9 protein-coding genes are annotated in these 12,084 nt (G+C 72.3%); 2 read left to right on the forward strand and 7 right to left on the reverse strand.

The genetic code is table 11. The features are described 5' to 3' along the window. Positions 1–76: 76 nt before the first annotated feature. From AC3IYI_RS03260 to AC3IYI_RS03275, 4 genes are read right to left on the reverse strand one after another with little or no spacing between them, the layout of a single operon-like run. Complete coding sequence (locus AC3IYI_RS03260) at positions 77–1,471, reverse strand: GH1 family beta-glucosidase (protein ID WP_489408759.1); 1,395 nt, start codon at positions 1,469–1,471, stop codon at positions 77–79. Next, entirely contained in the window at positions 1,468–2,376 is a 909-nt protein-coding gene (locus tag AC3IYI_RS03265) for a carbohydrate ABC transporter permease (RefSeq protein ID WP_489408760.1), read from the reverse strand. Before AC3IYI_RS03265 ends, AC3IYI_RS03260 begins: the two co-directional genes overlap by 4 nt. Next, positions 2,369–3,340, reverse strand: a complete 972-nt coding sequence (locus AC3IYI_RS03270; protein ID WP_489408761.1) for a carbohydrate ABC transporter permease — start codon at positions 3,338–3,340, stop codon at positions 2,369–2,371. The genes AC3IYI_RS03265 and AC3IYI_RS03270 overlap by 8 nt, the downstream gene beginning before the upstream one ends. A 10-nt stretch (positions 3,341–3,350) precedes the next feature. Next, positions 3,351–4,667 carry an ABC transporter substrate-binding protein gene (locus AC3IYI_RS03275; RefSeq protein ID WP_489408762.1) on the reverse strand — a complete coding sequence of 439 codons (1,317 nt, stop codon included), beginning with the start codon at positions 4,665–4,667 and terminating at the stop codon, positions 3,351–3,353. A gap of 196 nt (positions 4,668–4,863) precedes the next feature. Here AC3IYI_RS03275 and AC3IYI_RS03280 point away from each other — a divergent pair, with 196 nt between their 5' ends. Both AC3IYI_RS03280 and AC3IYI_RS03285 read left to right on the forward strand, forming a co-directional pair. Continuing rightward, on the forward strand, positions 4,864–6,177 hold the full coding sequence (locus tag AC3IYI_RS03280) for an ROK family transcriptional regulator (protein WP_489408763.1): 1,314 nt from the start codon (positions 4,864–4,866) through the stop codon (positions 6,175–6,177). A gap of 71 nt (positions 6,178–6,248) precedes the next feature. Next, positions 6,249–6,764 (forward strand): putative immunity protein, encoded by a 516-nt coding sequence (locus tag AC3IYI_RS03285; protein WP_489408764.1) that lies wholly within the window; start codon positions 6,249–6,251, stop codon positions 6,762–6,764. A gap of 22 nt (positions 6,765–6,786) precedes the next feature. Here the strand turns inward: AC3IYI_RS03285 and AC3IYI_RS03290 are convergent, their stop codons facing one another. From AC3IYI_RS03290 to AC3IYI_RS03300, 3 genes are all read right to left on the reverse strand, one after another. Continuing rightward, a complete protein-coding gene (locus AC3IYI_RS03290) occupies positions 6,787–7,305 on the reverse strand; it encodes a proline dehydrogenase (RefSeq protein ID WP_489408765.1) in 519 nt (172 codons plus the stop codon). Positions 7,306–7,608: 303 nt separating this feature from the next. Then, positions 7,609–8,661, reverse strand: a complete 1,053-nt coding sequence (locus tag AC3IYI_RS03295; RefSeq protein WP_489408766.1) for a LacI family DNA-binding transcriptional regulator — start codon at positions 8,659–8,661, stop codon at positions 7,609–7,611. 88 nt (positions 8,662–8,749) lie between these two features. Continuing rightward, positions 8,750–11,509 carry a glycoside hydrolase family 3 C-terminal domain-containing protein gene (locus AC3IYI_RS03300; protein WP_489408767.1) on the reverse strand — a complete coding sequence of 920 codons (2,760 nt, stop codon included), beginning with the start codon at positions 11,507–11,509 and terminating at the stop codon, positions 8,750–8,752. Positions 11,510–12,084: the final 575 nt, after the last annotated feature.

The raw sequence follows: 12,084 nt of genomic DNA on the forward strand, positions 1-12,084 counted from the left end.
GCCCGCCCCGGGAGGAGGGGCGGGCGCGGCGCGGCGGAGCGGTTCCGGGGGGAGGGGGCTGTCTTGCAGGGCGGCTCTACAGGGCGCGGTGGGCGGCGATCACGTCCGCGTAGTGGCGTCCGCTGGTCTTCACGGTGCGCTGCTGGGTTTCGTAGTCGACGTGGACCAGTCCGAACCGCTTGTCGTAGCCGTAGGCCCATTCGAAGTTGTCGAGGAGGGACCAGGCGTAGTAGCCGGCCAGCGGTGCGCCGCGGCGGGCCGCGCGGGCGCAGGCGGCCAGGTGGGCGGTCAGGTACGCGGCGCGCTCGGGGTCGTGGACGCTGCCGTCGGGGGCGACGGTGTCGGGGTAGGAGGAGCCGTTCTCGGTGATGAGGATGCGTCGGGCCCCGTACTCCTCGGTCAGCCGCATGATGAGGGCTTCCAGGCCGTCCGCGTCGACTTCCCAGTCCATGCCGGTGCGCGGGACGCCGGGCCGGTCGATCATCCGGGCGTAGGGGGCGGCGCCGTGCGGGTCGGCGGTGACCACCTGCGGGAAGTAGTAGTTCAGGCCGATCCAGTCGAGCGGGGCGGCGATGGTTTCCAGGTCGCCGGGCTGCTCGGGGAGGTCGACTCCGTAGACCTCCCGCATGTCGGCGGGGAAGCCGCGGCCGTGCACCGGGTCGAGCCACCAGCGGTTGACGTGGCCGTCCATCCGGCGGGCGGCCGCGCGGTCGGAGTCGCTGTCAGTGGCGGGCTCGACGGTGGAGAGGTTGTTGACGATGCCGATCTGCGCGCCGGGTGCTGCGTCGCGGATGGCCTGTGCGGCCAGGCCGTGGCCGAGCAGCAGGTGGTAGGAGGCGCGGACGGCGGCGGTGAGGTCGGTCAGGCCCGGGGCCATCTTGCCTTCGAGGTGGCCGATCCACGCCGAGCAGAGGGGTTCGTTGAGGGTCGTCCACTGGGTGACGCGGTCGCCGAGGCGCTGCGCGACGATGCCGGCGTACGCGGCGAAGTGCTCGGCGGTGGCCCGCTCGGGCCAGCCGCCCCGGTCCTGCAGGGCCTGCGGGAGGTCCCAGTGGTAGAGGGTGACCGACGGTTCGATGCCGGCGGCGAGCAGGCCGTCGATCAACTGGTCGTAGAAGTCGAGGCCCTTGGCGTTGACCGGGCCGTCGCCGCCGGGCAGGACGCGGGGCCAGGCGACGGAGAGCCGGTAGGCGTTGGTGCCGAGCTGCCGCATCAGGTCGATGTCGCCCCGCCAGCGGTGGTAGTGGTCGCAGGCGGTGTCCCCGTCGTGGCCGCCGTCGATGGCGCCGGGGACGCGGGTGAAGGTGTCCCAGATGGAGGGGGCGCGGCCGTCCTCGGCGACGGCTCCCTCGATCTGGTAGGCGGAGGTGGCGGTGCCCCAGACGAAGTCGCGCGGCAGGGCGGCGAGGTCGATGGCGTCGCGGGCCGTGTCGTGGGGACCTGCGTTGAAACGTTCTGCGTACAGGGTCATTTGACGGCTCCTGCCGTGAGTCCGGCCACCAAGTACCGCTGCAGCAGCAGGAATCCGGCGACGATGGGGATGCTGACGACGAGCGACGCGGCCATGATCTGGTTCCAGTAGACGTCGTTCTGCGTGGAGTAGCCCTGCAGTCCGACGGCGAGGGTCCGGGTGGCGTCGTTCGTCATGACGGAGGCGAAGAGCACTTCGCCCCAGGCGGTCATGAACGCGTAGACGGCGACGGCGACGATGCCGGGGACGGCGGCCGGGATGACGACGCGGAAGAGCGCGCCGAGCGGTCCGCAGCCGTCCACGGTGGCGGCCTCGTCGAGCTCGCGGGGCACCGAGTCGAAGTACCCGATGAGCATCCAGATGGAGAAGGGGAGGGAGAAGGTGAGATAGGTGAGGATCAGTCCGCCGCGGGATCCGTACAGGGCGATCCCGGTGGTGTTGCCGATGTTCACGAAGATCAGGAACAGCGGGAGCAGGAAGAGGATCCCGGGGAACATCTGGGTGGACAGCACCGTCACCGTGAACAGGCGCTTGCCGCGGAAGCGGTAGCGGCTGACCCCGTACGCCGCGAAGATCGCGATCACGACGGAGCAGACGGTGGCCGAGCCCGCCACGATGAGCGAATTCACGAAGTACTTGGCGAGCGGGACCGTGTGCCAGATGTCGATGTAAGGGCGGATGGTGAGCCCGCTGGGGATCCAGCGGAACTCTCCCGCCACGTCCTTGAGGGGTTTGAGCGAGCTGGCGGCCATCACGTAGACCGGCAGCGCGACGAAGCCGGCGAGGAGGGTGAGGAAGACGGCCCGGATCACCTTGAACGACATAGGCGGGTCGAGGGGTGATCTCGTACGGGGCCGCGTGCGCGGGCGGCCGTGCAGGGCGGCCCGGCGGTTGCGGTCAGGCATCGGCTTCCTTCCGTCCCCGTGTCGTGACGAACAGGTAGACCGCGGTGACCAGCAGCAGGAAGAGCAGCAGCAGGACGGACATGGCCGAGCCGGTGCCGAAGTTCCAGGTCACGAAGCTGGATTGGTAGATGTGGATGGAGATGAGGTCGGCCGCTTCGGGGGCCGATTTGCCGAACAGTACGAACGGGGTGTTGAAGTCGTTGAAGGTCCACAGGAACAGCACCAGGATCAGGACCTGGTTGACGGCGCTGACCGACGGCAGGGTGATCCGGCGGATCTGCTGCCAGGTCCCGGCCCCGTCCAGCGCGGCCGCCTCGTAGAGGTCCTTCGGGATGTTCTGCAGCGCGGCCATCACGATGAGGAAGGCGAACGGCCAGCCCTTCCAGACGGAGACGGTCAGCAGGGCCCAGAAGCTGTTCTCGCCCAGCAGCCAGAAGGTGTGCTCGGCGCCGCCGAGGCCCAGTTGGTCGTGGATGACGTGGTTCACCAGGCCGTTGTCCCGCTGGAACATGAACGCCCAGGTGATGACGGCCGCGTAGCCGGGCAGTGCGTAGGGGATCAGGAACAGTCCGCGCAGGAGCCCGCGGCCGCGGAAGGTCTCCTGCATGAACACGGCGGTGGCGGTGCCGAGGATCCAGCACAGGGCCACCGACAGGAGGGTGAACAGGCAGGTGGTGAAGAAGGAACCCAGCAGTGCCTCGCCGACGGGCTTGTTGATGTCGACGGCGAGTTCGTAGTTGTCGAGGCCCGACCAGGGGGCGCTGGACCAGTCCCGGATGAAGAACTGGGTCAGCTGCCGGAAGCTCATCACGATGCCCATCACCATCGGGACGAGGTGGATGAGCAGTTCGAAGAACAGGGCGGGCAGGAGCAGGAGGTAGGGCAGGGCGGCGCGGCGCAGGCGCCCGGTGCGGCGTACCCGGGCAGTGGTGCGCCGCACCCTTCCCGCCGTGGCGGAGGTCATGAACGGTTGCTCACTTCTGCATCTGCTGCTGGGCCTTGGTGAGCTTCGCCTTGACCGATTCGGTGGTGACCGGACGGCCGGCCGCGGCGTCGGCGAACAGCTCCTTGACGGCGGTGCCGACCGCGGTCTCGAACTGGGACTCCTCGGGGACCTGCGGGAGCGGCGCGGCGCTGGTGGAGAGGGTGTTGCGGAGCACCGTCAGGTCCTCGGTACCGAAGGCGGGGTGCGTCTGAGCCGCCTTGACCGGCGGGATGGAACCGTAGGTCTGGTTGAGGATCTTCTGCTCCTCGTCGCTGGTCATGAACTGCACGAACTTCAGGGAGCCGTCGATGTTGTCGGTGTTCTTGAAGACGGCCAGGTTGATGCCGGCGACCATGGAGTTGACGTTCTTGCCGGTGCCGGGCGCGCCGCCGGCCGGGACGGGGGCGGGTGCCACGCCCCAGTCGCCCTCCTTCATGCCCTGGGCCTTGAAGCTGCTCGCCGCGTTCTGCCACAGGACCATCGCGGTCTTGCCGTTGGCGAAGTCCTGGAGGGACTGGTTCTTGTCGTACTCGGCGTTGCCCGGGGCGATGATCTTGTCCTTGGCCATCAGGTCGACGTACTGCTTGACGGCGTCGACGTTGGCCGCGCTGTCGAAGGTGGGCTTGCCGCTCGCGTCGAAGAACTCAGCGCCGTGCTGCTGCGAGAAGACGAAGGCCTGGTGGATGTTGTTGGAGAGGTTCGCACCCTCGGCGCCCAGGGCCCACTTGCCGTCCTTGGACAGCTTCTGGCCGACGGCGACCATCTCGTCCCAGGTCGCCGGGGGCTTCTCGATGCCCGCCTCCTGGAACATCTTCTTGTTGTAGTAGAGCGCGTACGACATCGAGTACAGCGGGACGGCGGCCGGGTCCTGGCCCTTGGCGCCCGCCGATCCGATGGCGGAGTCCACGAACCGGTCCTTGCCGCCGATCGCCTCGAAGTTCCTGGCGTCCCAGGGCAGCAGGGCGCCGGTGGCCTGCAGGGAGGAGGACCAGGTGTTGCCGATGTTCAGGACGTCGGGGCCCTGCCCGGAAGCGGTGGCGGCGAGGATCCTGTTGAGCAGGTCCGACCACGGGACCACTTCGAGCTTGACCTTGATGCCGGTCTGCTCCTCGAACTTCTTCAGCTCCGGGCCGAGGGTCGCCTGGTCCGCCGCGATGTCGGGGCCCTGGTTGGAGGCCCAGTAGGTGATCTCCTTGGGGGCCTTGTTGGAGCCCTCCGCATCCGCGGATCCGCCTCCGCAGGCGGTGGCGGCTGCGAGCATGGAGACGGTGACGGCGGTGACGGCGGCGGCTCGGGTTCTGCGCATGGCGGCTCGGTCCCTTTCGGCAGGGTGGAGGAGAAAGGCCGGTGGACGGTGCGAGCGCTCGACCCCAACCGGGTGCTCGGCGACTCCGTTTCTTTCCAGGCCTTAATTTAGGACGTGAGTTAAGCCTCGGGAAAGGGTCGCGTCAAGGGGTCGCGCAAGGGTATGTTGCGATCGATGTCAGGGCGGAAGGAGCCACATGACCACGGGGCGCAGTGGACGTACGGTGCGGGACCTGCGAAGGGGCAACCGCAGCGCCGTGCTGCAGCAGTTGTACTTCGGCGGGCCCATGAGCCGGCAGGAACTGGGCCCCGCGACCGGGCTGAGCTCGGGATCCGTGAGCAACGTGGTCGGTGAACTCGTCGCGGACGGACTGCTCGAGGAGGCCGGCATCGTCGACTCCGACGGCGGCCGCCCGCGCACGCTGCTGCGCGTCGCGCCCGGCAGCGCGCACATGATCGGCATCGACGTGGGCGAAACCCGCGTCAGGGTCGAGCTGTTCGACCTCACGCTCACCGAACTGGCGCGTACCGAGCTCCCGTTGCAGCCGCGCGGCTGCTACGACGTCGGCCCGATCGTCGACCACGTACGGAGCGGGATCGCCACCGTCCTGGAGCGGGCGGGGGTCGGGACGGACCGGCTCCTGGGGGTCGGCATCGGCGTACCCGGCATCGTCGACCGCGACGCGGCGGGCGGAACCGTGGTCCACGGGCAGACCATCGGCTGGGACGCGGTCCCGCTGGAGGCACTGCTGCGCGCCACGGGAGCCGTGCCGCCCGAGGTCCCGTACATCATCGACAACGGCGCGCGCACGCTCGGCCAGGCGGAGATGTGGTTCGGCGCAGGGCGCGGGGCCCGGGACGCGGTGGTCGTGCTCTTCGGTTCCGGCGTCGGAGCGAGCCTGATCACCGACGGGTCCCCGGACGGCGCCACCGCCGGGGGCGCACCCCTGGAGTGGGGCCACCTGACGGTGCAGGTCCGCGGGCGGCGCTGCCGCTGCGGGGCGCTGGGCTGCCTGGAGGCGTACACGGGAGCGGAATCGCTCCTGGCCCGGTGGGCGGAGCGGGGCGGCGGCGGGGAGGCGGTCGCCGGGGACGAGGAGGACGCCCTGGCCGCGCTGCTGGCGGCGGCCGGCGGCGGGGACGCGATCGCGCTCGACGTGCTCGACGAAACCGCGGAGTACCTGGGCGCGGGCCTGTCCGACGTCATCAACCTCTTCCAGCCAGAGCGGATCCTGATCGGCGGCTGGGCCGGCCTGATGCTGGGCCCGCACATCCTCCCGGCGGTACGGGAACACGCGACGCGGTACTCGCTGCGCCACCCGGCGGCCCGGGTCACCATCGACATGGGCTCACTGGGCCCGGACGCGGTCACGGTGGGCGCGGCCACGCTCCCCCTGTCGGCCTTCTTCGCGGCGGGCGGCCGCCGCACCCCGCCGGAGCCCGCGGCGGAAGCCCCGGGCTGGCAGACGTCGCTCCAGACGCGCGGAGGCTCGGCGGCGGGGCGGGGGTAGGGCAGGGGGTGGGGGTGCGGGGGCGCGGGTAGGGTGCCGGGGCAGGTGGTGCCACCGAAGGAGTGCCGACCATGATCCTCCCGAAGATCCGGGACCCTCGCTTCGTGACGATCCGCCGGGGCGGGACCCTCACCGACGCGGACCATCACCTGCTCGCACTCTGGGCGGCCACGTGCGCGGAGCACGTCATCGACCTGTTCGAGGCGGCCCGGCCCGAGGACCCGAGGCCGCGTGAGGCGATCGAGCACGCCCGCGCGTGGGTGCGCGGCGAGGTCACGATGACGCAGTCACGCGCGGCGGGCGGCCATGCGATGGGCGCGGCCCGAGATCTGCGCGGGGCGGCACGGCACGCCGCGTACGCCGCGGGCCAGGCCGGGGCCGTCGCCCACGTCGCCGCGCACGAACTCGGGGCGGCCGCCTACGCGATCAAGGCCGCACGCGCTGCCGCGCCGGAAGCCGGAGGCGAGGCCGCGGGGCGCCAGGAGTGCCGGTGGCAGCGCGACCAGCTCCCGGATGCGATCCGCGAACTCGTGCTCGACGACCAGCGGTTGCGCAACGACATCTGCTGGTCGGCCTTCGACTGCTGAGCTGGGGCCGGGAATCCCCGGCTCAGTTGGTCTTGCCGATGATGCTGCTTGCCGCGAGGCGGAAGTCCTTGACTGCTTGGTAGAGGGTTCGCCCTCGTTCGGCGGCAAGGGCGCCGTCCTCGGCCTTGTGGGTGGTGTTTCCCGCGTGGGCGTTCTCGGCCATCCGCCGCATGACGTGGGAGAGTTCGCCGGAGGCTTTGGCGACGCGATCCGCGACGTCTGCGACGGACGCCGGCCCTTCGAGGATGACGACTTCCCCTGCACGGTGGACCTCGCGGGCCAGGGTGACGAAGCGGCCTGTCTTCTCGTCGAGATCGGGGAGGTCGGGCTGGTCCGAACGCAACGCGTCGAGTACGGCATCCATGGCGATGTCACGGTCATGGAGAGCGCCGAGGTAACCGGCGTACGCGTCGCGGCGATGCTGTCGGCTCCATTGGGCGTGCTGTGACCGTGCCTGGGCACGGCCGTTGACGATCGCGGCCCCGAGGGTGGTGGCGGAACCGACGGCGGCGCCCAGCAGTGCGGCAAGTCCTGAGTCCATGGGCCCCAGTCTGCCGTTCTCGTTGCTCATCCAGTCCGTCGGGGCTTCGTGCCCTTCTCCTGGTGGACGGGTCGGCCGTATCGCGGGCGCAGCCACGGTGAGACGCCCAGTCCGCGACGGTCCGTCCGGGCAGAACTCAACCGGATGGTGCCATCGTGGTGGCCGGGCGCCACCCGGCTGCCCCGGCCTACGGCCCAGCGCGCGGGGGCCGCGCCGTGGGGCCCGGGCCGCGCCGCATCCCGATGGCCCGGCCCTCGGCCCTCGGCTCCGACCTCGGCCCGCGCTCACGCCTCACGCTCACGCTCACGCAGAGTCGCGGACCACCAGCTCCGGGTCGAAGAGCACTTCCACCGGGGCGGGCGCCGCCGTGCCGGACACGCGGTCCAGGAGGAGCCGGACCATCTCCGCCGCCATCTCCTCCACCGGCTGGCGGACCGTCGTCAGGCGGGGCCTGGCCGCCAACGCCGCGCCGGAGTCGTCGAAGCCGACCACCGCCACGTCGTGCGGGATCCGGCGGCCGTGTTCGCGCAGCACCAGACAAGCCCCTTGCGCCATCAGGTCGTTCGCCGCGAACACCCCGTCCAGGTCCGGGCGTTCGGCCAGGAGCGCGCGCATCGCCTGCTCGCCGCCGTCCAGCGTGAAGTCCGCCTCGGCCACCCGTACCGCCGTTCCGTCCAGCGCCTCCCGGAAGCCCGCCACCCGCTCCCGGCTCGCCGGCACGTCCTCCGGGCCGCCGATCGCGACGAGCCGCCGGCAGCCCCGGGCGAGGAGGTGCCGCGCGGCCAGCGCACCGCCCTCGCGATGGCGCAGGTCGACCCAGTCCAGCAGAACGCCGGGCGCCGGGCGGGCGAAGAGCACCGCGGGCAGTCCGGCGCGCGCGAGCAGGCCGGGCAGCGGGTCGCGGCCGTCGGTGGTGACGAGCAGGGCCCCGTCGCCACCGCCCTGCGTGAGGTACGCGAGCACCTGCGCGCGGTCCGCCTCCCCGTCGGCGAACAGCAGCACCGGATGCACACCGCGCGGGCGCAGGGCCCGTACGACCCCGCTCACCACCCGCCCGAAGAAGGGGTCCTGGAACACCCGGCCGGTGTCCGCTCCCGCGCCCGAGACCACCAGCGCCACCGCACCGGAGCGCCGGGTCACGAGGGAGCGGGCCGCACGGTTCGGCACGTACCCGGTCGCGGCGACGGCCCGCTGGACCGCCTGCTGGATGGTGGGGTCCACATTGCGGACCCCGTTCACCACGCGCGACACCGTGGCCCGGGACACCCCGGCGGCGCGGGCCACGTCCTCCAGGGTCGGGGCCGTGCCGGCGCCGGTGCCCGTGGCCGTACCGGTGGCCGTGCTCGCTGCGTCCATGGCGGCACTGTAGCCGCCCGCGCTCACCCCCTCTCGGACCTGGATCCGACCTCGCCCAGACTCCTCTCAGACCGCTCTCAGACCGCTCTCAGACCTCGATCGCACCGCTGAGCGGCAGATCGCCCGCGCTGCGACCGGCCAGGACGGCGAACCGCCCCGGCTCCGCCGTCCAGCCCCCGGCCTGCGGGGACCAGTGCTGCAGGGCCCGCACGGGGATCCGTACGTACGCCGTCACCCGCTCCCCCGGCTCCGCCTCCACCGCCGCCCAGCCCGCGAGCCAGCGCACCGGACGCTCGGCCGCCGAGTCCGGCCGCGACAGGTGGAGTTGGACGACCTCTCGGCCCCGCCGGGTGCCGGTGTTGTGGAGGATCACGGGGACCTCGTAGCCCCCGCCCGGGGTCGGTGCCGGGGCGCCGAGACGCTCGAACTCCCAGGTGGTGTAGCCGAGTCCGTGCCCGAACCAGTACGCGGGAGCCGGGCCGGCGGATCCCCTCCGCAGCCAGCCGCGGTGACCGATGTGCAGGCCCTCCTCGTACGGGAGCCGGCCGCCGGTGGGCCGCGTGGTGCGTACCGGGGCGTCGGCGAGGGCGGCCGGCCAGGTGGTGGGGAGCCGGCCGCCCGGCTCGGCGCGGCCGAGGAGGACGTCGGCGAGTGCGTGCCCGCCCTCCTGGCCGGGGAACCAGGTGAGGAGGACGGCTCCGGCGGCTTCGCGCCAGGGCAGTTCGACGGGGCCGCCGGAGTTGACGACGACGACGGTACGGGGATTCGCGCGGACGATCTCAGCGACGAACTCATCCTGGGGCGCGGGCAGTCGGAGCGAGGCGCGGTCGAAGCCCTCGGACTCGCCACCTTCGGTCGTGCCGACGACCACGACGGCGACGTCGGCCGCCCGGGCGGCGGCCACGGCGGCGGCGAGCGCCTCGGCGGGGCCGGGAAGGGGCGGGGCGGCGGTAAGGACGGTCGCCCGGCCCGTGCCGGGGGCGAGCTCGCGCCGGGCCACGACGTGCACCGGGTGGCCGGCGGTGAGCGGGATCCGGGCGGTGTGCTGGGGCGGGCGGACGTGAATGACGGCCGGATCGGCGGTCTCGGGCGGGAACTCGCCGTCGAGCACGGCCGTTCCGTCGACGGAGAGGCGCAGTGAGCCGAAGCCGCCGAGGCCGAGGGTCCAGGTCCCGCTCGTGTCCGGGTGGAGGACGGCGGCGAGCTCGACGGTGTGGGCGCCGGGCGGCAGTTCCGGTTCCAGTACCCGGCCGGAGGGCTGGTGGGCGGAGCACAGCACCGACCCGTCGGAGTCCAGCACGCGCAACCGCACGCCCGGGGCGCCGCCTTCCGGGTCACGGCCGTACCGCGCGCCCAACGGAGCCTGCCCGCCGCCGCCCTCGGGCGCGGGACCCGCTTCGTAGGCGACCCGGACGTCCGGGCCCAGCGCGCTCCGCAGCCCGTCGAGCGGACTGACCACACGCTGCGGGAACACCTCGGAACTCCCGCCGCCCTGGACCCGAGGCTCATCGGCATGCACCCCGATGACGGCGACCCCCCGCCCCAACGCCCCCTCGTCCAGGGGCAACACCCCCCGGTTCTCCAGCAACACGAAGCTAGCAGCAGCCGCACCCCGCAGCTCCTGACGCATGGCGTGGGGGGCGGGGGCCTGCCCGGGGGCGGGGCCCTGGCTGGGTGCTGAGGTCGCGGCCGGCACCAACACCGAGGCGCCGGGCAGCCCCGAAGACGGCCCCCCGGCCGGGACCGGGGCCGAGGCCGGGACCGGGTCCAGGGCCGAGATCGAGGCCGGGACCGGATCTAGGGCCGGGGCTGGACCCGTAGCCGGGGCCGTGGCCAGGGCCAGGGCTGGATCCGGGACCGGGGCCGGAGCCGGAGATGTCTGAGACGGGCCCGCGGCCGAGGCCCGGGAAGGGGCCTCGGCCTGGGCGGGGGGCAGGGCAGACCCCCACCCCGGATCCAGCTCCGGATTCGGATTCGGAGGTGTGCATCTTGGGATGAGGGTCCCCACCCGGGAGGCCAATCGCAGGAGGCGGCGGACCTTGTCCTCGACCGCTTCCGCCGGGACCCGACCGCTCGCCAGGGCCTCCAGCAGCGCCGTGCCCCACTGACCGCGGGGGCCCGGCATCGCCAGATCCTGCGCGGCGACGGCCGAAGCCACCGTCGAGCGAACACCACCCCAGTCGGAGACGACCACGCCGTCGAAGCCCCACTCCCCCTTCAAGGGCTCGGCAAGCAGGGAACTCTCGCTCATCGTCACGCCGTTGACCTTGTTGTACGCCGACATCACGAGCCACACCCCCGCCTGGACGGCGGCCTCGAAGGGCGCGAGGTAGAGCTCGCGCAGCACACGCTCGTCGAGCCGTACGTCAACGGTCAGCCGCTCCGTCTCGGAGTCGTTGGCGACGTAGTGCTTCGCCGTCGCGGCCACCCCCCGCGACTGGACTCCACGGATGAGGGCCGCCCCCGTACGGCCCGCGAGCAACGGGTCCTCGGAGAAGCACTCGAAGTGGCGTCCGGCGAGGGGGCTGCGGTGCAGGTTGAGGGTGGGGGCGAGAACGACGTGAACGCCCTTGCGCCGGGCCTCGTCTCCGAGCAGTTCTCCGAGCCGGCGGACCCGGTCCTCGTCCCACAGCGCCCCGAGGGCGGTGGGTGAGGGCAGCAGGGCCGAGGTGAACCGCTCGTTCCAGCCGGGCCCGCGGACCCCGGACGGACCGTCCGAGAAGACGATCTCCCGTAGTCCCACGTCCGGTTCGGGCCGAGTCCGCCAGGTATCGGCCCCGGTCAACAGCCGCACCCGCTGCTCGGGATCCAGTTTGTCCAGCAGCAGTTCCACGTCACCGTCGCACATGTCCACCCCTCACACACCAACCGCCCACACACTGGGAGAGCGCTCTCCCACATGATCCCGGCGCACCCGATCAACTGTCAACGGCCAGGCTCGGCCAGGGCCGCAGCCCTGGCCGCCGTCGTCGGGCGCCGTCGTCGGGCGTGGGAGCCCCGCCCGGGCGGCCTGGACTCATTTCCCAGCTGCGAGTTGGACTCCGACTCGGCGGTTCTCCGCGTTCCGTTCCGCGCCGTTGCGGCATCAGGCCGGAGCAAACACCGATAGCCGCATCAACCGCCTGCCGACCCACGTCTGCGGAGTGGAGGTTCGTCGCACCCGGGCAGGGCAGTCGCATCGCACGTGCGGCTCCTGAAGGAACCCGGGCAGGTGCGTCGGGCCTCCGAGGCCGCCCCGTCGGACCCCGCGCGTCCGTGGGTCCGGCCGGACCGACGTCCGGCAGCGCCCCCGTGGTGGGAGGTCCGTGCCCGACCCGGCGCCGCGGGGATTGCGTGCGGGGTGAACACGGACCGGGTACGCGGCCTGGAAGGCCAGGCGGGTGTCCGCGCCTTCGGCAATCCGGGGCGAGCAGTGAGTCGAGT

It is taken from the genome of Streptomyces sp. GL_148 (assembly GCF_057834205.1).